This is a genomic window from Amycolatopsis sp. NBC_01286, from assembly GCF_035982555.1.
In the GTDB taxonomy this organism is placed as follows: domain Bacteria; phylum Actinomycetota; class Actinomycetes; order Mycobacteriales; family Pseudonocardiaceae; genus Amycolatopsis.
The window spans coordinates 8574770-8595111 of sequence record NZ_CP108428.1 but is presented as its reverse complement, the minus strand read 5'-3'; the positions used below and the strand labels follow the sequence as shown (position 1 = coordinate 8595111).

The window sequence follows — 20342 nt, the reverse complement described above, 5'->3', positions numbered from 1 at the left end:
TCGTCCACGTCCCGGAGAGTTGGCTTCCGGACATGACGAACACCTTGATCCTCGGCGGCACCGGCAAGACCGGCAGCCGCGTCGCCCGCCACCTGAAGGACGGCGGTCACCCGGCGAAAGTGGCGTCGCGCACCGGCGGCTTCGACCTGGGTGACGCGACGACCTGGGCGTCCGCGCTCGACGGCGTCACCGCCGCCTACGTCGTGGAACCCGACCTGCGCGCGAGCGGCGACCGCATCCCGAGGTTCGTGGCCCAAGCGGTCTCCGCGGGCGTGCGACGGCTGGTGCTGCTGTCGGCCGGCGGCGTCGGCGAGGCCGGCGAAGGCCATCCGCTCAAGGCCGCCGAACAGGCCGTGCGCGAGTCCGGTGCCGAGTGGACGATCCTGCGGCCGGACTGGTTCGCGCAGAACTTCGGCGAAGGCCCCTGGCTGCCGGAGATCCTCGCCGGCACCCTGTCCCTGCCCACCGGCGACGGCCGCACGCCGTTCGTCGACGCCGGCGACATCGCCGAAGTCGCCGCGTCGGCCCTGACCGGCAGCCGGCACGACGGCCGGACCTACCAGCTGACCGGCCCCCGGGCGCTCGGCTTCGGCGAGGCGGTCGACCTGATCGGCCAGGCCACCGGACGCGTGGTCCGCCACGTCGACGTCGCCCCCGAAGTCCACATCGGACAGTTGGTCGCGAACGGCGTCCCACCCGGTGTCGCCCAGTTGCTCACCGGGATCCTGGTGGCCATCCGCGACGGTTCGGCGCCCGCGCCGACCGGTGACGTCGAACGCGCCCTCGGCCGGCTGGCGCGGTCGTTCGAGGACTACGTCGCCGAAACGGCCGCCGCGGGGGTGTGGGCCTGATGGCCTACCCTTGGTCCATCCCCGAGAAGAACTCGGCGATCTCCCGGGGCGCCGTCGGCGTGAAGCACCACTCGAGTCCTTGCGCGGACCCGTGCGCGGCTTCTTCGGCGCGCGGGAACATCGCCGTTTCGTACTGCGTCAGGGCGGTTTCGACGTCGTCCGGGTGCTCGATGATCGCGCGGGCGAGGTCGGCGCCGTCGATCAAGGCGAGGTTCGCGCCTTCGCCCGCGTACGGCGACATCACGTGCGCGGCGTCGCCGACGAGCGTCACGCCCGGGACGCGGGCCCAGCGGTGCCCGGCCGGGAGTCCGAAGATCCGGCGCGGCGTGATCGTGTCCTCGCAGTGGCGGATGAGGTCGGTCAGTTCCGGGGCCCAGTCGGCGAACTCCTCCAGGAGGGCGTCGCGGGCCGCGGCCGGATCGGCCCAGTCGACGCCGCCGGCGGACAGCCAGTCCTCGGGGACGCGGAAGGAGGCGCCGAGCTCGATGTCGTTACCGCCGTGGCCCAGGAGCCCCTTGTTGTCGGACAGCGCGAAGACCATGCCGGGCCCGATGAGCGCGGCCAGTTCCGGGTGCCGCGCCGCCGCGTCCGGGATGCGGATCTCGACGTGGGAGACCCCGCAGTACTCCGGGGTCGCGGCCGACAGCAGCGGCCGCACCTTCGACCAGGTGCCGTCCGCGCCGACCAGGAGGCCGGTGGTGGTCGTGGCGCCGTCGGCGAAGGTCAGCTCGTGCCGGCCGTCGCCGAGGGTGCGGGCCGCGGTGACCTTGTGGTCCCAGACGATGCTGCCGGGGGCGAGCGAGCCGACGAGCAGGTCGCGCAGCACGGTCCGGTCGATCTCCGGCCGGCCGCCTTCGCCGCCGTCAGGCCCGGCGTCGACGAAGACGTGCGCTTTCTTGTCGAGGACGCGCACGTGTTCGCCCTGCGGGTGCGTGTGACGGCGGAATTCGTCGTACAGACCGGCTTCGCGCAGGGCGAGCTGGCCGGTGTCCTCGTGGATGTCGAGCGAGCCGCCCTGGCGGCGCGCGCCGGCGGTGGCGTCGAGTTCGTGGACGGTGGCGGGAATCCCGTGGTTCTGGAGGATGCGGGCCAGCACGAGGCCGGACAGGCCGGCGCCGACGATCGTGACGGAAGAGCTGGTCATGGGAGGTCCTGTTCCGGTGCGGGAGGGGGGTTCGCGGCGAGGATGCCGTCGAGCAGGACGTCGAAGGCCCAGTCGCTGCGGGAGCCGCCGTCGCCGGAGACGAGCGCGGCGCTGAGCGGCGCGATGTGCGGGTACCGCGCCGCGTCCACGGTGGTGATCTTCGTGGCGAGCGCCGACAACGCGGCGGCTTTCTCGGTCTTGGCGGCCGGGGCACTGAACTCGACGGCGACCGCGGTGGGGAACAGCAGGAGCAGGTCGACACCCCAGGCCGCGGCCCGGTCGTGTGCGCCGCCTTCCTGGAGCAGCGCGAGGACGGTGTCGACCAGCGCCAGGTAGTTCGGGCCGCTGGGTTGTGTGGACAGCGCCATCCGGGCGATCCCCGGATAGCGCATCAGCAGCTGCCCGTAGCCGGACAGCAGCCCCTTCACCCGGTCGCGCCAGGTGCCGGGGCCGGTGACCGACGGCTGAAGTTCGCCCAAGAGCACGTCGAGGATCTGCGCGTGCAGGTCTTCGGTGTTCCGGACGTAGACGTAGAGCGAGGCGTGCCCCGAGTCGAGCGCGGCGGCGACGCGGCGCATCGTCACCTTCTCCAGGCCTTCGTCGCGCAGGATGCCGAGCGCGGTGTCGATGATCCCCTGCCTGGTCAGGGCGGCTTTCGCCGGCCGATCACGGCGGCTGCGGGGTTCCGGGGTGTCGTCGGCGGGGGGCATGACGCCACCGTAGCACGACCATGGTCGTAGCGACCATGGTCGTTGAGGTGGGCAGGCCGGACCGTGGGTTCCGCGTTTGTGCTCATTCCCTTGCGCAGCCGTGAAATCCGTCGGTTTCCGGTGTTACGGTCCGCCGCGGCAGTCGAATCCACACCTTGGAGGCGCAAGTGGTGGCGAAGCGTTGGTTCCTGGCCCTGGTGGCGGCCGTGCTCGGTCTCGCCGCCTTGGCCGCGCCCGCGTCGGCGGCGGTGCAGGTGGCGCAGGTGGCCCAGGTGGCGCCGGCCGGGTGCACGACCTCCATCCAGTGGGTGCAGCAGGGCAACAACTACTTCTACGGCCTCGGCAACCTGCAGTGCACTTCCGGGCGCTACCGGGCGAAGGCGGTCTGCATCAACAACCAGACCGGTGCCGGGTACGTGAACTACGGCACCCAGGTCGTCACCGCGCCGGCGACCGCGACCGTGCTGTGCAACACCGGGAACTCGGCGCAGGCCGTCTACGCCGTGACCGATCCGCTCGACGCCGGGGTGCCCGGGTGCGTCTCCTGGGTCGAGTGGGTCAACCAGGGTGGCAACAACCTGTTCTACGGCCGCGGCCAGGCGCAGTGCGACACCGGGCGCTACCGGGTCAAGGCGCTGTGCAAGAACGAGCAGACCGGCGACTACTACATCCTCTACGGCACCCAGGTGGTGACCGCGCCGGCCGCCGTTTCCGTCACCTGCAACACCGGGAACACCGCGCAGATCGTGCAGGCCGTCGCCGATCCGGCCGCCACCGGGCTGGCCGGGTGCATGACCTGGAGCGCGTGGATCGTCCAGGGCAGCACGCTCTACTACGGCCGGGGCAGCGCCCAGTGCGACAGCGGCCGCTACCAGGCCCGGCTCGCCTGCCACAACCTCCAGACCGGCCAGGACTACGTCGTCTACGCCCCGGTCGTCACGGCGCCGGCGACCTCGACCGGCACGTGCCTGTCCGGCAACTCCGCCACCGCCGTGACGACGGTGGCGGCCTGAGCGGCCGTCTTCAGCGCGCCGCGGGTCAGGTCCCCAGCTTCTTCAGCAGCTCGGACAGGTCCACGACCTGGTCGCCGGGCGGGGCCTCGATGGTCACCGGCTCGCCCCAGTCGCGCTACTCGGTCGTGCCCTTGACCGTGGGGCCCGGCTGCTCGAAGCCGGGGGACAGGTCGACCGTGAACCGCGCGGGCCGCAGCGCCGCGTCGAGCCACAGTTCGGCGGGGAGCTTGCCGGTGATAGGCGCGGCGGGCTTCCCGTCCAGTGGCACCCGGATGAACTCCGGGAAGAGGTCCGGCGCCTTGGTGGGGTCGAGTTCGAGCCGGTAGTGGTTGGCCAGGCCGGTCCGGTCGGCCGACACGATCCGGCCGGTCCGTTCGATCTCCGCCAGGGCCCGGCCGAGGTCGGGCAGCTGCACGATCGTCGGCACCACCACGCCCGCCGCCTGGGCCATCGGGTCGGGGCTGTCCGGGTCGGTGCCGACCCACGGTTTGCCGGGGATCGCCGCGCCCGGCGTGCGGGTGTAGGTCTTCTTGCCGAGCACCCGGACCTCGCTGCCGTCGAGCAGCATCGTGAGGCTGCTCGTGGAGCCGTCGAAGCGGAGCGAACCGGTGACGCTCTTGGTGTCGGGGCCCACGACGGCGTCCGTGGTGAACGCCGCGGACGGCGCCTGCGCGATCCCGGCCCGCGCCGCCGCCACCAGCTGGGCGACGTCGGTGACCGGCGCCGTGAGCGCGGGTGCCGGTGGCGGCGCGCTGCCGGGTCCCGGATCGCAGGCCGTGAGCGCGAAAACGGCCATGGCGATGATCGGACCGGTCTTCCGCACGGTTCCCCCTCGGTGTCGTGTTCCGGGGAAGATAGCGGGACAAGGTCACATTCCGGGCATGCCGGCCGGGTCACGACGGCGAGAGGGATTCCGGGGGAGACACGGCGCGCGTGGGCGCGGGGCCTCGCGTTCGCGGCCGGACTCGGCCTTCTGACTTGGCCCTGCTGCAGCCGGGTCGGCCGGAACGCTCCCTGACCCGGCCGCAGCAGGCGTGACCTCCGGCGTCAGATCAGCGTGAACTTCTGGGCCGTCGAACCGTTGCAGTCCCAGATCTGCAGCCGTGTGCCGTTGCCCGTGGCGCCGCTCGGGGAGTCCAGGCAGCGGCCGGACTGCGGGTTGCGCAGCGAGCCGTCCGCCTGCTGCGTCCAGCCCTGGCCGCCGACGCCGTTGCAGTCCCACAGCTCGACCTGGGCGCCGTTGGCCGTGCCGTTGCCCACGATGTCCAGGCAGCGGCCCAACGTCCGCAGCGCGCCGCTCGACAGGTGGAACCAGTGCTGGTCCACGGCGAACGACTGGCAGTCCCACAGCTGCACGCCGGTGCCGTTGACGCCGTGGTCGTCGCCGGCCACGTCGACGCACTTGCCGCCGGGGCCGGTGATCGGGCCGCCGCCGGTGACCGAGAACTTCTGCGCCGCCGATCCGTTGCAGTCCCAGAGCTGCAGCCGGGTGCCGTTGGCCGTGGCGCCGTTCGGCGCGTCGACGCAGCGGCCGGACTGCGGGTTGCGCAGCGAGCCGTCGGCCTGCTGCACCCACTTCTGGCCGCCGACGCCGTTGCAGTCCCACAGTTCCAGCAACGCGCCGTTCGCCGTCCCGTTGCCGACGACGTCGAGGCATCTGCCCAAAGTGGACAGTGACGAGTCCGCGTTGTGCGCCCAGTGCTGGTCGGACGCGTTCGCCTGGCAGTCCCACAGCTGCGCCGCGGTGCCGTTGGTGCCGGTGTCGTCGCCGGCGACGTCGAGGCACTTGCCGCCGGGGCCGGAAACCGGGGCCGCGTAAGGCGGTGTCCCGGTGGATCCCGAGTAGCCGACGGAGACCACATTGGACTGGACGGCGTCGTCCGCGGCGTCGGTCGGGTAGCCCGCGGTCATCACGCCCTCGAAGAACGAGCCGATGGACGCGTTGCTGTTGTCCCCGCCGGTGCCCAGCACGATCGAGCCCTCCTGGTGCATCGGCGTGTACCCGCCCGACGGCAGCGCGCCGTTGTACCAGGTGGTGAGGCCGCCGCTCTGGGAGTTGCCGCCCTTGAGCGCGAACGTCGTCTGGCCGTTGTTCTTCAGCAGTGCCGTGACGAACGGCGTGGCGTTGCCGCGGTTGGCGGTGTTGGAGCGGTTGCCCTGGAACAGCCCGTTCTCCAGGTCGCCCGCCACCCACGGGCCGATGCCGGTGCACGGCGGGAAGTAGCACGTGGTGCCGAGGTTCACCGCGTCCATGTGTCCGTTGCCGGTGTCGGCGATCTGCGCCTCGACGTTGCCGTAGTCGAAGCAGCAGCCGCCGTTGACGTGCGTGCCGCTGGCGACCATGTACATGCCTTCGGGCTGGCCGTTGACCGCGACGCCGGCGCCGACGTAGTGCCGGTACCCGGTGCCGGGGGAGACGTAGACGCCGTAGACCTTGTGCCCGCCCGCGGTGACCGGCAGGGCGGACGCGATCGCGGCGACGTCCTGCCCGCCCGCGGTGCCCGGGCCTTCGACGGTGAGGTCGTTGTGGCGCGGGGACTGGTCGTAGATCACCGTGATGGTGCACGTCGTCCCGGCGCAGAAGGTGTCCTGCGCGGCGGCGTTGGCGTACCCGCCGGTGGCGAGCAGGCCGATGTTCGTCTCGGCGCGGTCTGAGGCGCGCTGCACGCGGTAGAGGTTGCCGGCGTAGGCCGAATACAGGGCGCGCGTGGTGCTGTGCGCGGCGACGCACTGGGTGCCCGCGGTGCCGTAGATGTCGCAGGGCAGGGAACCGGCGGCCTGCGAGGTGGTGGCCAGGCCGAGCATCGTCCCGAGGACGAGCAGCGTCGTGGTGAGCGTGGCGAGAAGTCTTCGGCCGGAAACGCGGTGCACGGGGACCTCACTCTCAAGCCGCAGGTCAGCGACCCGGGCGGATTTTTACAACGTTGTATTTCCGGGAGAGAAGGGGGCTGCGGGGAAGCCGGTGGGGATGTGGCGAGAGTAGGTCGGCGTTCTCGATCGTGTCAACAGGTCACGAGGTGCCGGTGGCCCGGTCCCCGGCGGTTCGCCGGGCGGTGCACCCGGACGGCCCATCCGGCGGGGATCCGTTTCGTGCCAGGGGATGCGGCTCGCTCAGTGCGATTCGTCCGGTTGGTGGCCCCGGCGGGCGGCGCACTTCGGGAAAGGTCCGGTCGTGGCTCGCCGCTTTCTGTTCTCCCGTGCCGTCTTCGGCCGATCGGGCCTGGTGCCGACGGTCGCGCTGACGCCCACGGCGCGGGAATCGCGGTCCGGCGTCGCCCCGATGGCGGTGCCGGCCGGGTTCGGCCTGACGCGCGGACCCCGGACGGGGTGGAAGACGCCGCTGGGCATGACTGACTCCAGGTGAGCAGAGGCCCCTGAGCGGGTGGCGGCGACACGCAGGAGGTGAGGTGAATCGGTTCCGAATATCGCCCGCGGGCCCCGATCTGTCAAGGCTTGACAGGTCGGGGGCAGTGGTATGAACCTTTTCACCGAGCGTCCCCGGCCGGTCACGGATGCACCTTCCCGGTGGTCAGGGGGCGAGCCGGACGACGCCGTCCCCTGACCGGCGGCGGGTCCGCCCCACTTTCCCGGCCAGGGAGGAACCATGCCCACGATTGCCCGTCCGCGGCGCCGCCGCGGACCCGGTACCCGGTTGACGACGCTGGCGGCGGCGCTCGCCGTCGCCGCGCTCGGCTTCACCGCACCCGCGGCGCACGCGGCGGATCCGCTGATCTCCCAAGGGAAAGCCGTCACGGCGTCCTCGGTGGAGAACGCCGGCACGCCCGCCACCGCCGCGGTGGACGGCAACACCGGCACCCGCTGGTCGTCGCAGTTCAGCGATCCACAGTGGATCCAGGTCGACCTCGGCGGGGCGGCGACCGTCAGCCAGGTCGTGCTGCGCTGGGAGGCCGCGTACGCCACGGCGTTCCAGATCCAGGTGTCCGCCAACGGGTCCAGCTGGTCCACTGTGTACCAGACGACCACCGGCACCGGCGGTGTGCAGACGCTGAACGTGACCGGCTCCGGCCGGTACGTGCGGCTCTACACCACCGCGCGCGCCACGCCCTACGGCGTCTCGCTGTTCGAGTTCCAGGTCTTCGGCACCGGCGGCGGCACGACCACCCCGCCGCCCGGCTCCGGCGTCCCGCCCGACTCCTTCTGGGGTGACACCGCCAGCATCCCGGCCGCGCGGAACGTGCTCACCGTGAAGGTCCTCAACCGGACCAACGGCAAGTACCCGGACAGCCAGGTGTTCTGGAACTTCGGCGGTCAGACCCACTCGATCGCCGAGCAGCCCTACATCGACATGCCGGCCAACTCGGCCGGGCGGATGTACTTCTACCTCGGCACCCCGAACGGCCAGTACGCCGACTTCATCGAGTTCACCGTCGGCCCGGACGTCTTCAACGGCAACACCACCCGGGTGGACGCGTTCGCGCTGAAGCTGGCCATGCGGCTGCACGCCCACGACGGCTACGACGTGCAGGTCGGCGACGACTACGGCACCTTCCAGGAGGACCGCGCGGCCACGTTCGCCCGGTTCCAGGCCGAGGTGCCGACCGAGTTCAAGGGCCTGGCCACGGTGAACGCGCCGTACCGGATCCCGGCGCCGGGCAGCGCGCCCGACTTCCGCGCGGGCGGGCAGTACGCGAACTACTTCACCGCCTACGCCCAGTCGGTCGGGGTCAACGAGCCGACGTCGAACATCACCGGGTGCGCCGGCTCGCTGGCCGGGAACCCGAACATGTGCGCGGCGCTGAACCGGCACACTGCGCAGCTGCCGGCGTCGCAGCAGCAGGACCCGGCGAACTACTACAAGGCCGCCCCGGCGAACTACTACGCGAAGTACTGGCACGACCACGGCATCAACCACCTCGCGTACGGCTTCCCGTACGACGACGTGGCCGGCCAGTCCTCGTTCGTCTCGCACGGCGACCCGCAGTGGCTGGAGGTCGCTGTCGGCTGGTGACCGGTGGGACGGCCCCGGGCGATCCCCGGGGCCGTCACCCGGCTAGAACGTGAACCACTGGGACGTCAGCAGCACGAGCCCGAGCGAGCACGCGGCCACGACGACCAGGCCCAGCGCCGCGACGACGAGCGGGCGGAAACCGCTGCGGGCCATCTCCCGGAAGTCGAAGTTCAGGCCCACACCGGCGAAGCACAGCAGGAACGCCCACTTCGACAGGTTGCCGAGGCTGGTGACGTCGGCCTTCGCGAACACGTGCGCGGTGGCCAGCGCGGACACCACGATGAAGCCGAGCACGAACTTGGGGAACGTGCGCCACACGAACCCGGCGCGGCCCTTCAGTCCACTCGCGACGGCCTTGCCGCCGCGGGTCGACCAGTAGGCCGCGTACCCGAGCACGACCAGGCCGATCAGCGCGTTGCGGGTGCTCTTCACCGCGACGGCGACGTCCTGGGCGTGCGGCGAGTAGGCCGCGCCGGTCGCCGTCGTCTCCGCGGTGTTGTCCACGGCCAGGCCCGCCCACAGCCCGAACTGCGTGTCGGTCAGGTTCAGCGCGTGCCCGATCAGCGGGAAGGTGAACAGCGCGACGGCGCCCAGTGCGAGGATCGCGGCGATGGCGTAACCGGAGTCCTCGTCGTCGGCGTCGATGGAGCCCCGGCCCGCGATGATCGCCGAGACGCCGCAGATGGACGTGCCGATGGCCAGCAGCGACGAGAGCTTCCCGCCGAGCTTGAACGCCTTGCCCACCAGGAGGATCACCGTGGTGGCGACGGCCATGTCGACGAGGATCAGGCCGAGGCTCAGGCCGCCGAGCTTGGCCAGGTCGCCCAGCACGAACCGGGCGCCGAGCAGCACGATGCCGATCTTCAGCCAGAACTCGTAGGTCGCGACGCCCGGGCGAAACACGGCCGGGACGCCGATCGTGTTGCGGATGAGCAGCCCGAGGATGATCGCCCACAGCACGTACTCGAGGTCGGGCAGCGCGGTGCCGGTCGCCTTGCCGATGCTGCGCACCCCGTTCTGCGCCAGCGTTCCCACGATGCCGACCGCGACGAGCAGCAGCAGGCCGGGGAGATAACGCAGGACGGGGATCGCCGTCAGCCCACCGCTTCGGGTGGTGGTGTCGGTCGGCGTCGTCATTTGACCAGGAAGGTGATCGTCGGCAGCAAGCCGAAGGCGGCCAGCAACACCAGCACGGCGGCGACCGCCACGGCGGCCCAGTCGGCGCTGATGCGCGGCGCCGGTTCGCGGTCTGAATCGGAACTCATGACTGCAGGACTGTAGGCGCCGGTACGCGCACTGGACAGCGCGCGGCGCGCGCGTCCAAGGGGTGGGAGATGTCCGGTTCGCCCTTGACGGCGACCGGCGGCTCACGGGAGGGCGAACGCGGAACCGCCGCCGTGCCACCACTTCCGGTAGAACCGCGAAGCCTCGACGAGCGCGAGGTAGTCGCGCTCGATCTTGGCGCACACCTCGCCCACGAGCGACGCCAGCCGGGAGTCCTTGCGCCACGCGAGAACCAGGTCGCGCGAGAGCGGCGTGCCGGCCAGCGACAGCGTCGCGAGCCCGTCGCGGGCCGTGCCGATCGGGTAGAGCAGGCAGATGCCGCGGTTCTCGGCGGTGAGGGCGAACGCGACGTGCGCCTCGGTGGTGAGGTGCGCGATGCGCTGCTCGAACCCGGCCGCCGCGCAGACCCGGGCGAAGTACTCGTTCATCCCGCTGTCGTCCGGGTCGGGCATGACCCACTTCTCGTCGGCGAGGTCGGCCAGCTCGATCTCGCCGCGCTCGGCGAGCGGGTGCCGCCGCGAGACGCCGATGAAGAACGGCTCCCGCACCAGCAACCGGTGTTCGACGCCGTCGGGCGGGCTCACCGGGAACCCCGAAAACTGGCGCAGCACCGCGACATCCAGCTCGCCGGAGCGCAGCAACGCCGTGAGCGTCCCGGTTTCGCGGATCGTGCGGCTGGTCACCTCGCGGCGTGGCAGCATCGCGGTCAGGGCGTTGACCAGCAGGCTGAACTGCTGCGCCGGGATCCCGCCCACCTTCACCGGCGCGCCGGACTCGCTCGCGGCGTTGACGCGGGCGGTGCGCTGCAGCGCGTCGAACTGGCGCAGCAGGTTGCGCGCGTCCCGGATCAGTTCCGCGCCGGTGTGCGTCGGCACCACGCCTTCGGGGGAGCGGAGGAACAACGCGCCGCCGACGAACTGCTCGATGCGTTTGAGCTGCGTCGTCACGGCCGGCTGGCTCAGGTGCAGCCGCGCGGCGGCGCGTCGCAGGCTGCCGGCTTCCGCCACCTCGACGACGAGTTCCAGGTGCCGGATCTCCAGACGCATCCCGAAACATTATCGCCTGGTGCAATAGGGCCGATCCCGTGACGATCATGGCCGCCCCCGCCGCGGCCCGGTTACGTTCCTCCGCGTGACAGCACTGGCTTGTGTTCCGCTGAGCGGAAAGACGGCGCTCCCCGCCCTGGTCTCGGACGACGTCGTCCGCCGGTTCCTGGACGCCGCGGCCGCCGAGTACGCCTGCATCACCCCCGACACGCCGAGACCCTGCTTCGGCGTGCTGCTGGGCACGGTCGCCGAGGACGCGCTGCTGGTGTCGGACATCGCCTTCGCCCGCAACGCCCGTACCACCGATCCCAGCGCGCGGGCGGAGTTCGCGACGACGATCGTCCCGCGGTTCGGCTCGGCGTACGAGAACGCCGTGCGCGCGTGGTGGGTCGCGCCCGCCGACCTGCTCCGCATCTCCCGCGACGGCGACGACCGCGGCCTCGACCTCCTCGGTTCGATCCACCTGCACCCGGACTGGCACCGGCTCGGCCCGGAGTGCGAACGCGGCCGGCCGCTGAGCGACCGGCCGACCCCGATGGACGAGTACGTCTTCCGCGGCGCGGGCTGGCCGCTGAACGTCGTCTGCTACCTGGAACGGCAGCACGGCGGGTTCTACTACTCACTGGCCGCGTGGGACGGCGACTGCGCACCCGTCTCGTTGCGCGTGCTCGCGTCGGCGGGGGTGACCGCGTGACGGACGAGGAGATCCGCGCGTTGTGGCACACCATGACGGCCGGGTGGGCCCGCGGTGACGCCGCGCGGTTCGCCTCGGTCTTCGCCGCCGACGTCGACTTCGTGAACGTCCGCGGCGAAGCGCTTTCCGGGCGGGACGCCGTCGAATCGGGCCACGCGCAGCTCTTCGCCACGGCTTATCGCGGGACGACGTTGTCGGCGTCGGTGACGCTGATCCGCCGGCTCACACCTGATCTGTCCCTGGTGCACGCGACGTCGGAGATCGCGCCCGACGGCGTCGTGACGCACGCCCAAGCTGTGGTCCGGCACACCGGCGCCCCCGAAATCACCGCCTTCCACAACATGATCCCGAAGGGACCCCCTCGATGACCCGCCCCCGGCTGCGGCACCTCGCGTTCGTCGTCCAGGACGCCGAGCGGATGGCCGCGTTCTACTGCGCGCAGTTCGGCATGGACCTGTTCCACACCGACCCCGACGGCAGCCGCTTCGTCACCGACGGGTACCTCAACCTGGCGCTCATCCAGCAGCGGCTGGACGGCGACGTCGCGACCGGCTTCAACCACTTCGGCTTCCAGGTCGCCGACGTCCCGCCGGTCGCCGACCGCCTCGCCGCGGCCGGCGTGCCGCGGCCCGTCCTGCGCGGCGGCGACCGCCCGTTCGCCGAGTACCGGGCGATCGATCCGGAGGGGAACTGGTTCGACCTGTCCGAGCACGGTTTCCTGCCGCCCGGCATCAACACTGAAGCGGGGTGATCCCACCGGCGCTCTTCTCACTTCGCGTGCTGCGGCCGGATCCCGTGTTAGAAGTGGAGAATGCTATCCACTTCGATGCGGCTCGCGACCTACGACCGCTACGGACCGCCTGAGGTCCTGTCCGTGACCACGGCGCCGCTGCCCCGGCCGCGCGCCGGCGAGGTCCTGGTCCGGGTGCGCGCGGTGTCGGTCAACGGCGGCGAATCCACCGTGCGCGCGGGGAAACTGCGGCCGTTCACCGGCACGAAGTTCCCGAAGGGCGTCGGGGTCGACCTGGCCGGCGAGGTCGTCGAGCCGGGGACCAGCCGGTTCGCGGCGGGCGACCGGGTCTGGGGCGTGCTGGGCCGGCGGCTGGGATCGGCCGCGGAGTACGTCGCCCTGCCGGCCGACCGGCTGGACCACGTCCCGTCAGGACTTGACGTGGTGCAGGCGGTCGCGCTCGCCGTCGGGACCACGGCGATCACGGCGTTGCGCGACCTGGCCGCCCTCGCGCCCGGCGAGCGGCTGCTGGTCCGCGGCGCGACCGGCGGCGTCGGCTACATCGCCGTCCAGCTCGGCAAGGCGATGGGCGCGCACGTCACCGGCCTGGCGAGCGCGGGCAACCTGGACCTGGCGCGGGAGCTGGGCGCGGACGAGGCGATCGACTACCGCGCGCCCGGAAAGCTGGGCCGCTTCGACGTCGTCCTCGACACGGTCGGCACCGAGCTGCCCGCCTTCCGCCGCTTGCTGACGCCGCGGGGCCGGATGGTCACGATCGCGTTCGAGCCCGGGCGCCCGGTCCGCTCCCTGGGCTACATCGCGGCGAACGCGCTGCGCCGGCGCCGGTGGGTCCGCTTCTTCAGCGGCAACCCGACCACGCCGCTGCTGGCCGAGCTGGGCCGCTGGGTCGCGGCGGGGGCGATCCGCCCGCAGGTCGACCGGGTGTTCCCGCTGGCCGACATCGCCGCCGCCCACGGTGCGCTGGAGCGAGGCGGGGTGCGCGGCAAGATCGTCGTCGACCTGTCCTGAGCTAGGTTGGCGTTCGGCCCGCCGAAAGGACAACGATGCCGGCTTTCGAGTTCGACGCCGTGGTGTTCGACGTGCTCGGCACGCTCGTCGACGAACCCGCCGGGATCCGCGCCGGCATCCGCGAGTCCGGGCCCGCCCTCGCGGATCCGGTGGTCGACGAACTCGTGCGGCGCTGGCAGGACCACATCGAGGCCGAGCAGCGGCGCATCGCCGACGGCGAGCGGCAGTACGTCGTCAGCGACGTCCTCGACCGCGAAGCCGCCCAGGTCGTCGCCGAGGCCGCGGGGATCGCCGACCCGGCCGCACTCGCCTTGTCGGCCCGGCGGCTCCCCGCGTGGCCGGACACCGTCGGCGGTCTCGCGCGGCTCGCCGGCCGGTTCCCGCTGATCGGGCTGTCGAACGCCAGTCGCACGGCGCTGCTGGGGCTCAACGCCCACGCGGGGTTGCGGTGGCACCAGGCGCTTTCCGCCGAGGACGCGCGGGCCTACAAGCCGGACCCGGCGGTGTACCGGCTGGCGGTCGAGGTGTCCGGCAGTCCGCCGGAACGGCTGCTGATGGTGGCGGCGCACGCGTGGGATCTGCGCGGCGCGCAGCGGGCCGGCCTGCGGACCGCGTACGTCGCCCGGCCCGTCGGCGACCCGCCGGCGTCCTCGGATCGGTTCGACCTCCACGCCGAGGGCCTCGCGGACCTCGCCGGCCAGCTGGGCTGCTAAACCAGCGGGTGTCGACATGCCGATCCGGTTAGGGTGGGCCGATGAGTTCGGTCAGGCAGGTACAGATCACCTTCGACTGCGCGGATCCCGAGCGCGTCGCCCGGTTCTGGTGCGAGGTGCTGGGGTACGTCCTCCCGCCGCCGCCGAAGGGGTTCGACACCTGGGACGACTTCGACCGCACCCTGTCGCCCGAGCGTCAGGGCTCGGCGTTCGCGTGCGTCGATCCCACCGGCGAAGGCCCGCGTTTGTTCTTCCAGCGTGTCCCCGAAGGCAAGGCCGTCAAGAACCGGGTGCACCTCGACGTCCGCGTCGGCACCGGGCTCGTGGGGGACGAGCGGCTCGCCGCCCTCCAGGCCGAGAGTGCGCGGCTGGTCGCGCTCGGCGCGGTCCAGGAGCGGGTGCTGCTGGCCGACGGCTTCAACGAATCGTGCATCACCATGCAGGACGTCGAGGGAAACGAGTTCTGCCTGGACTGAGCGTCAGCGGCCGGCGACCCGCTCGATCACCGTGACGAGGTCGGCGAGGTCGGTGTCGAACTCGGTGTCCCAGTCGACCTGGGGGTCGAGCAGCGGGCCGAGGCGGTGGTGGGCGGGCAGTTCCGCCGGGCCGAGCAACGCGCGGCGTGAGCGCATGTCCCGGTTGCCGTCGGAGAACCGGCCCTGGGTCTCGGAGATGACGAACCCCAGCACGAACGTGGTCAGCAGCCGTTCGAGGCGGGCGACGTGGGCGTCGGGGACCCCCGCGTCCAGCAGCGCCTGGTAGATCCGGTCGACCGCGACGACGGCGTCTTCGGTGACCGACGGCCGCGTGAAGAGCAGGGTCACCACGGCGGGGTGTTCCTTGGCGAGGACACGCACACCGCCCGCGAGCAGGCTGAGCCGCTCGAGCGGCGGCGCGGCCGGGTCGGGCTCCGGGAGCAGGCCGAGCAGCCGGCCGACGATCGCGTCGAGCAGGTCGTCCTTGCCGCGGAAGTAACCGTAGAGGGCCATCGGCGTCAGCTCGAGCCGCCCGGCGACGGCGCGCATCGACACCGCGCCGAGCCCCTTCTCCCGGGCCAGGGCCATCGCCGCGTCGACGATCTCGTCTCGCCGCTCGGTTTTCATCTTGCGCACCGGGTCAGTCTACGGTGTAGATTGCTGGTCTACACCGTAGACTGGAGGTGGGGGATGCTCGAAGTCACCGATCTGGTGAAGCACTACGGCGCGACCCGCGCGTTGGCCGGGTTCACGCTGCGCGCCGAGCCCGGCGAGGTGGTCGGCCTGGTCGGCCACAACGGCGCCGGCAAGACGACGTTCGCCCGGCTGGTGGCCGGCCTGGCCACGCCGGACGCCGGTGAGGTGCGGATCGGCGGCCGGGCACCGAAAGCCGCCCGGGCCCTGCTCGGCTTCGCACCGCAAGAACCGGCGCTCTACCCCGACGTCACCGTCGCCGAGACGCTCCGGCTCTTCGGCGGCCTGGCCGGGCTGCGCCGCCGCGCGCTGGCCGAGGCCATCGACCGGATCGCCGACGCGTTGCTGCTCACGGCGTTCCTGCACCGGCGGGTCGGCGTGCTGTCGGGCGGTCAGCAAAGGCGGACGCAGGCGGCGACGGCGATGCTGCACCGGCCGCGCCTGCTGCTGCTCGACGAACCCACCGCGGGCGTCGACCCGCAGACCCGGGCCGCCCTGCTCGCCGCCGTCCGCGCCGCGGCCGCGGACGGCGCGGCGGTCGTCTACACCACCCACTACCTGCCCGAGCTCACCGAACTGGGCGCGACCCTCGCGGTCGCCAAGAGCGGCCGGGTGATCGCCCGCGGCACCGCGGCGGACCTGCTCGGTGGGCTGCCCGGCGAGATCCTGCTCAGCACCGACGACGGCGAGATCCGCGTCGCCGCCACCGATCCCGGGGCGGCGCTGGCGGGTGTGCTGGCGACGACGTCCGCGCACGTCCGCGACGTCGAGCTGCGCCGGCCGACCCTCGACGACCTCTACCGGGCGGTGGCGCATGAGTAGGTTTTCGGTGCTGGTGCACCACAACGCGGTGCTGCGGCTCCGCGATCCCGGTCACCTGATCAGTTACGCGGTGATGCCGATGGTGCTGATGCTGGTGTTCAAGCCGCTCTTCGCCGCGTCGATCGCCGACGGCGCCACCCAGGCCGTGCTCGGCCTGCTGGTGATGTTCACCGTCCTCGCACTGTCCATTGTGGGCACCGCGCTGCTGTCGGAACGGACGTGGCACACGTGGGACCGGCTGCGTGCCACCCCGGCGACGGCGGTGGAACTGCTGGCGGGCAAGGCGGTGCCCGTGTTCACCGTCCTGGTGGTGCAGCAGGCCCTGCTGCTGGTGTTCGGGCACTACGTGGTGGGCATGCCCGCGCCCGCGTCGCCGGTGCTGCTCGGGTTCGCGGTGCTCGTCTGGAGCCTGACGCTGCTGGCCGTCGGCACCGCGGTGGCGACGCTCGTGCGCAGCCACGGCGAGCTGTCGGCGGTCTGCGACGTCGGCTCGCTGGTCGTCTCCTCGCTCGGCGGCGCGTTGATCCCGGCCGCGATGCTGCCGGGCTGGGCGCACGCGATCGCCCCGATCTCGCCCGGTTACTGGGCGATGACGATGCTGCGCGGCGCCGTCGAAGGGCAGTCCGGCGACGTCTTCCGCGCGGCCGCGGTCCTCGGCGGGCTGGCCGTCGTCGCCGGCGCCGTTGCCGTGGTGCGGCTGGAGCGCGGCCTGAGCCGGCTGCGGGGGTGAGTCAGCCGGCGCGCGGGGCGACGGCCGCCAGCGTCGTGTACGGCAAGGTGAACCGGCCGCCGATCTTGTCGACGGCCGCGCCGACGTCGGCCAGGACGTCGGCGACCTGGCCGGCCGGGAGCCGCGTCAGCACGCCGGTGGTGGGCAGCAGGTCGAGCCATTCGTCGCGTGTGTACGGCTGTTCCCAGTCGAACCGCCACTGTTCCGGCTCGCCGAGGCCCGGTACCTGACGCATGCCGTCGGCGGCCGCGGCGAACATCGTTTGGTAGATGTCCAACGCGGAGCGGTCGTGGCCCGCGACGCTCATGGGGGAGTCGGGGGCGACGCGCTTCAGCGCCGCCGCGTAGACCTCCGCGACGCCGGGCGGCATGTCGTAGACGTGCCCGAAAACGGCCAGCCGGCCACCCGGTCGGAGCACTTCCACGGCCTTGGCCGCGCCGGCGACGGGGTCCACCCAGTGCCACGCCTGGCCGGCGACGACGGCGTCGAACGTCCGGCCGGCGGGGTCCCAGGCCTCGAAGGTCGCGACCTCGACGTCGACGCCGGTCTCGCGGGCGAACCCGGCCATCCGCGCGTCGGGGTCGACGCCGAGCACCCGGCAGCCGGCCGCCAGGAACTGCCGGGCCTCGATGCCGGTTCCGCAGCCGACGTCCAGGACCTCGCGGCCGGGCCCGGCCGCGAGGATCCGCTCGATCAGCGCGGCGGGGTACGGCGGCCGGGCGCGGTCGTAACGTCCGGGATCGACCCCGAACGACTCCGCGATCCGCCGAGCCCGATGGGGCGCGGTTCCGGCAGAATAGGGCTGTTCCGAAGGGGAAGTGGGCATGTGCCCACCATAGTGGGCACTTGCCCACACGGGCAAGGGAGGACGGCCGGGTGCCGACCGGAGTGCACATCCGCGACGCGCGGCGGCAGCTGTTCGACGCCGCCGAACGCGTCCTGCTCCGGGACGGGCCGAGCGCGCTGACCAGCCGATCGGTCACCACGGAGGCCGACTGCGCGAAGGGTGTGCTGCACCGGCACTTCGCCGACTTCGACGAGTTCCTGGCCGAACTCGTCCACGAACGCATCATTCGGGTCGACGACCAGGCCGGGTCGCTGCGCGCCGCGGCCGGCACGGGCACGGTCGCGGGCAACCTCGCCGCCGCGTTGACGGAGCTGCTCGACCCGATCGCGCTGGCCATGGTCAGCCTGGTCTTCTTCCGCGACGAGGTCCGCACCCGCCTGCGCCGCTCCGGCCTGCCCCACGGGGTGCCGGTGCTCGCCGAAGCCCGCGGGATGTTCGCGGCCTACCTCACGGAGGAACGAGCGCTGGGCCGCATCGCCGCGGACGCCGACGTCGAGAACGTCGCGCTGTCGCTGATCGGGGCCGGGCACCTGCTGTTCGCCGGCCGCCGCGGTGGGCCGCCGCCGGCCGGGGAGGTCGACCAGCTGGTGGCGACGGTCATCGCGGACGTCGTCCAGCGGCGCCTGCTGTAGGCAGCGGGCTCGACATCCGCAGGAACTGCTGCCGCAGCGGCCCGGTGACGTACGGCCCGACCGCCCGGATGAACTCCTGCGTGTACGGCTGGGCCAGGTGCTTGTCCAGGTCGGTCTTCGACCGGAACATCTCGTAGATCACGAAGGTGTCCCGGTCGGCCCGATCCCGGTGGACGTGGAACTCGAGCGCGCCCTCCTCCGCCCGCAGCGGCTCGACCAGCCCGAGGATCAGCTCCTCGACCCGGTCCGCGCACCCCGGCTTGGCCGTGGCGAAGCCGAGATGGGTGTAAGGCCCGGTCTCATCGGCGTCCGGCTCGGGCAGCACGGTCATCGGCCTTCTCCGTTCACGGGGAACCACTTGCCCAGCCACGAAGTCACCGACGCCGGATCGGTACCGGCGGCGGCGAGGTAGCCGTCGGGCCGGATCACCAGGACGCCGGGGGTCGCCGCCAGTTCCGCGGCGACCCGCGCGTCGCCGCCGACCAAGCCGGGCTGCGCTGGCGCGATCCGGCCTTTGTGGAGAGTGAGAACCTGTTGCCAGGGATGGAGAAGCTCGACGTCCGGTCCGGTCGTGAGCACGGTGAGCTTGGTCAGGTCGAGCAAGTCGTAGAGCCGCCGGACGCCGCCCTCGGCCACGACGTCGACGTCGGGCACCCGGTCGCCGGCCCGCAGCGGGCCCAGCCGGCCCGCCCCGGCCGCGATCGGGCTCTTGCGGTAGCTCGCCGTGGTTTCCCCGAGGATCGCGGTCGCCTTGTCCTGCACGAAATCCCGGCTCAGCGTGATCGGGGCCATCGTCGTGACCATCCGGTGCACCAGGGGATTGGTGGAGTTCCACACCTTCGTCGCCGTCTCGGTCGCGCGGACCAGCTTGGCGATCACCGGGACGCGGTCGGTCTGGTAGGTGTCGAGCAGCGCCGGCGCGGCCAGGCCCCGGTGCACCAGGGCCAGCTTCCACGACAGGTTGATCATGTCCTGGATGCCGGTGTTCATCCCCTGCCCGCCCGCGGGGCTGTGCACGTGCGCGGCGTCGCCGCCGAGGAACACCCGGCCGGCGCGCAACGCGGGCACGTGCCGGCTGTTGATCCGGAAGTGGGAGAGCCAGTTCGGGTCGCGCAGCCGCGCCGGCAGCGGCGCGACGTGGTCCCAGATGTCCTGCAACGCGGGCAGTTCCGGGACGTCGTCGTCGGCAGTGTCGTTGCTGGACCCGGGATCGGTGGCGATGAACCGGAACCGGTGCCCGGCCATCGGGAAGACCGCGACGAAACCGTCCCGGGCGAGGAAGATCGAGAGCTGGTCCTCCGGGACGTCGCCGTCGAGGTACAGGTCGGCCAGCAGGTACCGCTGCGCCATCGCGCGGCCCTTGAACGGCAGGTCGAGGGCGTGCCGGACGGCGCTGTGCGCGCCGTCCGCGCCGATCAGGTACGCGGCGTGCACCGTCTCGTGGCCGCCGTCGCCGTCCTTCAGCACCGCGCGGACGCCGTGGGCGTCGTGCTCGAAGGAGAGCAGCTCGACGCCACGCTCGATCTCCACACCGTGCGCGCGGACCCGCTCGGCCAGCAGCTCTTCGGTCTCGGCCTGGGGGAGCAGCAGGATGTGGTTGTAGCGCCCGGGAATCCGGTCCAGCTCGACGGTCGCCAGCTTCCGGCCGCGCCCGTAGATCGCGGTCCCCGAAGCCCGTTGCCCCCGGCGGAGCATCTCGTCACCGACGCCGCGGGGCCGCAGCAGTTCGAGGGTCCGGGCCTGGATGGCCAGGGCTTTCGACGTCGTCGAGGGCGCGGGCGCCCGGTCGACGATCCGGACGCGCACGCCGAGGCGCGCCAGCTCCATCGCGGCGGTCAGCCCGGTCGGCCCGGCGCCGACGACGAGCACGGGACGTTCCTGGTCCATGTCACCACTGCCTCTCAAGTCACCGAGCGTTGACTTATCGAGGGTAAGCCGGTCCGGGCGAGCAAGTCAACG

General features: G+C 72.3%; 24 protein-coding genes. 13 read left to right on the top strand and 11 right to left on the bottom strand.

Translation table 11 applies throughout. The features are described 5' to 3' along the window. The first annotated feature begins 32 nt into the window (after positions 1-32). Positions 33-851, top strand: a complete 819-nt coding sequence (locus OG570_RS39255; protein WP_326953863.1) for an NAD(P)H-binding protein — start codon at positions 33-35, stop codon at positions 849-851. Positions 852-855: 4 nt separating this feature from the next. Here OG570_RS39255 and OG570_RS39250 read toward each other — a convergent pair whose 3' ends face one another. Further along, positions 856-1995 (bottom strand): FAD-dependent oxidoreductase, encoded by a 1140-nt coding sequence (locus OG570_RS39250; RefSeq protein WP_326953862.1) that lies wholly within the window; start codon positions 1993-1995, stop codon positions 856-858. Next, a complete protein-coding gene (locus OG570_RS39245) occupies positions 1992-2705 on the bottom strand; it encodes a TetR/AcrR family transcriptional regulator (RefSeq protein WP_326953861.1) in 714 nt (237 codons plus the stop codon). The genes OG570_RS39250 and OG570_RS39245 overlap by 4 nt, the downstream gene beginning before the upstream one ends. A gap of 167 nt (positions 2706-2872) precedes the next feature. Here OG570_RS39245 and OG570_RS39240 point away from each other — a divergent pair, with 167 nt between their 5' ends. Further along, entirely contained in the window at positions 2873-3718 is an 846-nt protein-coding gene (locus OG570_RS39240; RefSeq protein ID WP_326953860.1) for a hypothetical protein, read from the top strand. 115 nt (positions 3719-3833) lie between these two features. Here the strand turns inward: OG570_RS39240 and OG570_RS39235 are convergent, their stop codons facing one another. Beyond that, positions 3834-4541, bottom strand: coding sequence for a hypothetical protein (locus tag OG570_RS39235; RefSeq protein WP_326953859.1), 708 nt, complete (start codon positions 4539-4541; stop codon positions 3834-3836). A gap of 224 nt (positions 4542-4765) precedes the next feature. Then, the gene (locus OG570_RS39230) at positions 4766-6589 is read right to left on the bottom strand and encodes an arabinofuranosidase catalytic domain-containing protein (protein ID WP_326953858.1); all 1824 of its coding nucleotides are present in this window, start codon (positions 6587-6589) and stop codon (positions 4766-4768) included. Between the two features lie 301 nt (positions 6590-6890). Between OG570_RS39230 and OG570_RS39225 the strand changes: the two genes are divergently transcribed. Both OG570_RS39225 and OG570_RS48465 read left to right on the top strand, forming a co-directional pair. Continuing rightward, complete coding sequence (locus OG570_RS39225; protein WP_326953857.1) at positions 6891-7082, top strand: hypothetical protein; 192 nt, start codon at positions 6891-6893, stop codon at positions 7080-7082. Positions 7083-7322: 240 nt separating this feature from the next. Further along, entirely contained in the window at positions 7323-8687 is a 1365-nt protein-coding gene (locus tag OG570_RS48465) for a beta-1,3-glucanase family protein (protein ID WP_442788223.1), read from the top strand. 42 nt (positions 8688-8729) lie between these two features. On the opposite strand, the gene OG570_RS39210 is transcribed toward OG570_RS48465, so the two are convergent. The 3 genes from OG570_RS39210 to OG570_RS39200 form a co-directional block, all read right to left on the bottom strand. Next, entirely contained in the window at positions 8730-9824 is a 1095-nt protein-coding gene (locus OG570_RS39210; RefSeq protein WP_326953856.1) for a YeiH family protein, read from the bottom strand. Then, entirely contained in the window at positions 9821-9952 is a 132-nt protein-coding gene (locus OG570_RS39205; RefSeq protein ID WP_326948963.1) for a hypothetical protein, read from the bottom strand. The genes OG570_RS39210 and OG570_RS39205 overlap by 4 nt, the downstream gene beginning before the upstream one ends. A 102-nt stretch (positions 9953-10054) precedes the next feature. Continuing rightward, complete coding sequence (locus tag OG570_RS39200) at positions 10055-11017, bottom strand: LysR family transcriptional regulator (protein ID WP_326953855.1); 963 nt, start codon at positions 11015-11017, stop codon at positions 10055-10057. An 85-nt stretch (positions 11018-11102) separates the two neighbouring features. Here OG570_RS39200 and OG570_RS39195 point away from each other — a divergent pair, with 85 nt between their 5' ends. From OG570_RS39195 to OG570_RS39170, 6 genes are read left to right on the top strand one after another with little or no spacing between them, the layout of a single operon-like run. Beyond that, entirely contained in the window at positions 11103-11711 is a 609-nt protein-coding gene (locus OG570_RS39195; RefSeq protein WP_326953854.1) for a hypothetical protein, read from the top strand. Further along, positions 11708-12079 carry an SgcJ/EcaC family oxidoreductase gene (locus tag OG570_RS39190; RefSeq protein ID WP_326953853.1) on the top strand — a complete coding sequence of 124 codons (372 nt, stop codon included), beginning with the start codon at positions 11708-11710 and terminating at the stop codon, positions 12077-12079. Before OG570_RS39195 ends, OG570_RS39190 begins: the two co-directional genes overlap by 4 nt. Continuing rightward, positions 12076-12462 (top strand): VOC family protein, encoded by a 387-nt coding sequence (locus tag OG570_RS39185; protein ID WP_326953852.1) that lies wholly within the window; start codon positions 12076-12078, stop codon positions 12460-12462. The genes OG570_RS39190 and OG570_RS39185 overlap by 4 nt, the downstream gene beginning before the upstream one ends. Before the next feature lie 60 nt (positions 12463-12522). Further along, positions 12523-13470: an NAD(P)-dependent alcohol dehydrogenase gene (locus OG570_RS39180; RefSeq protein ID WP_326953851.1), complete on the top strand. Its 948-nt coding sequence runs from the start codon at positions 12523-12525 to the stop codon at positions 13468-13470. 35 nt (positions 13471-13505) lie between these two features. After that, positions 13506-14183, top strand: a complete 678-nt coding sequence (locus OG570_RS39175) for a haloacid dehalogenase type II (RefSeq protein ID WP_326953850.1) — start codon at positions 13506-13508, stop codon at positions 14181-14183. Between the two features lie 41 nt (positions 14184-14224). After that, complete coding sequence (locus tag OG570_RS39170) at positions 14225-14659, top strand: VOC family protein (RefSeq protein WP_326953849.1); 435 nt, start codon at positions 14225-14227, stop codon at positions 14657-14659. Between the two features lie 3 nt (positions 14660-14662). On the opposite strand, the gene OG570_RS39165 is transcribed toward OG570_RS39170, so the two are convergent. Beyond that, the gene (locus tag OG570_RS39165; protein ID WP_326951512.1) at positions 14663-15286 is read right to left on the bottom strand and encodes a TetR/AcrR family transcriptional regulator; all 624 of its coding nucleotides are present in this window, start codon (positions 15284-15286) and stop codon (positions 14663-14665) included. Between the two features lie 63 nt (positions 15287-15349). Between OG570_RS39165 and OG570_RS39160 the strand changes: the two genes are divergently transcribed. After that, positions 15350-16174 (top strand): ABC transporter ATP-binding protein, encoded by an 825-nt coding sequence (locus OG570_RS39160; RefSeq protein ID WP_326953848.1) that lies wholly within the window; start codon positions 15350-15352, stop codon positions 16172-16174. Beyond that, positions 16167-16904 carry an ABC transporter permease gene (locus tag OG570_RS39155; protein ID WP_326953847.1) on the top strand — a complete coding sequence of 246 codons (738 nt, stop codon included), beginning with the start codon at positions 16167-16169 and terminating at the stop codon, positions 16902-16904. The genes OG570_RS39160 and OG570_RS39155 overlap by 8 nt, the downstream gene beginning before the upstream one ends. A 1-nt stretch (position 16905) precedes the next feature. Here the strand turns inward: OG570_RS39155 and OG570_RS39150 are convergent, their stop codons facing one another. After that, on the bottom strand, positions 16906-17667 hold the full coding sequence (locus tag OG570_RS39150; RefSeq protein ID WP_326960288.1) for a class I SAM-dependent methyltransferase: 762 nt from the start codon (positions 17665-17667) through the stop codon (positions 16906-16908). A 113-nt stretch (positions 17668-17780) separates the two neighbouring features. On the opposite strand from OG570_RS39150, the gene OG570_RS39145 reads away from it, so the two are divergent. Beyond that, positions 17781-18383 (top strand): TetR/AcrR family transcriptional regulator, encoded by a 603-nt coding sequence (locus tag OG570_RS39145; RefSeq protein ID WP_326953846.1) that lies wholly within the window; start codon positions 17781-17783, stop codon positions 18381-18383. Here the strand turns inward: OG570_RS39145 and OG570_RS39140 are convergent. Further along, entirely contained in the window at positions 18349-18714 is a 366-nt protein-coding gene (locus OG570_RS39140) for a putative quinol monooxygenase (RefSeq protein WP_326953845.1), read from the bottom strand. The two genes, OG570_RS39145 and OG570_RS39140, sit on opposite strands and share 35 nt — an antisense overlap. After that, complete coding sequence (locus tag OG570_RS39135) at positions 18711-20270, bottom strand: FAD-dependent oxidoreductase (protein WP_326953844.1); 1560 nt, start codon at positions 20268-20270, stop codon at positions 18711-18713. The genes OG570_RS39140 and OG570_RS39135 overlap by 4 nt, the downstream gene beginning before the upstream one ends. Between the last annotated feature and the right edge of the window lie 72 nt (positions 20271-20342).

Bases quoted from the DNA above. Each gene is read 5' to 3' on its own strand.
- OG570_RS39255 (WP_326953863.1), top strand. From the start codon at position 33: ATGACGAACACCTTGATCCTCGGCGGCACCGGCAAGACCGGCAGCCGC.
- OG570_RS39250 (WP_326953862.1), bottom strand. From the start codon at position 1,995: ATGACCAGCTCTTCCGTCACGATCGTCGGCGCCGGCCTGTCCGGCCTC.
- OG570_RS39245 (WP_326953861.1), bottom strand. From the start codon at position 2,705: ATGCCCCCCGCCGACGACACCCCGGAACCCCGCAGCCGCCGTGATCGG.
- OG570_RS48465 (WP_442788223.1), top strand. From the start codon at position 7,323: ATGCCCACGATTGCCCGTCCGCGGCGCCGCCGCGGACCCGGTACCCGG.
- OG570_RS39210 (WP_326953856.1), bottom strand. From the start codon at position 9,824: ATGACGACGCCGACCGACACCACCACCCGAAGCGGTGGGCTGACGGCG.
- OG570_RS39205 (WP_326948963.1), bottom strand. From the start codon at position 9,952: ATGAGTTCCGATTCAGACCGCGAACCGGCGCCGCGCATCAGCGCCGAC.
- OG570_RS39200 (WP_326953855.1), bottom strand. From the start codon at position 11,017: ATGCGTCTGGAGATCCGGCACCTGGAACTCGTCGTCGAGGTGGCGGAA.
- OG570_RS39185 (WP_326953852.1), top strand. From the start codon at position 12,076: ATGACCCGCCCCCGGCTGCGGCACCTCGCGTTCGTCGTCCAGGACGCC.
- OG570_RS39180 (WP_326953851.1), top strand. From the start codon at position 12,523: ATGCTATCCACTTCGATGCGGCTCGCGACCTACGACCGCTACGGACCG.
- OG570_RS39175 (WP_326953850.1), top strand. From the start codon at position 13,506: ATGCCGGCTTTCGAGTTCGACGCCGTGGTGTTCGACGTGCTCGGCACG.
- OG570_RS39170 (WP_326953849.1), top strand. From the start codon at position 14,225: ATGAGTTCGGTCAGGCAGGTACAGATCACCTTCGACTGCGCGGATCCC.
- OG570_RS39165 (WP_326951512.1), bottom strand. From the start codon at position 15,286: ATGAAAACCGAGCGGCGAGACGAGATCGTCGACGCGGCGATGGCCCTG.
- OG570_RS39160 (WP_326953848.1), top strand. From the start codon at position 15,350: ATGCTCGAAGTCACCGATCTGGTGAAGCACTACGGCGCGACCCGCGCG.
- OG570_RS39155 (WP_326953847.1), top strand. From the start codon at position 16,167: ATGAGTAGGTTTTCGGTGCTGGTGCACCACAACGCGGTGCTGCGGCTC.
- OG570_RS39140 (WP_326953845.1), bottom strand. From the start codon at position 18,714: ATGACCGTGCTGCCCGAGCCGGACGCCGATGAGACCGGGCCTTACACC.
- OG570_RS39135 (WP_326953844.1), bottom strand. From the start codon at position 20,270: ATGGACCAGGAACGTCCCGTGCTCGTCGTCGGCGCCGGGCCGACCGGG.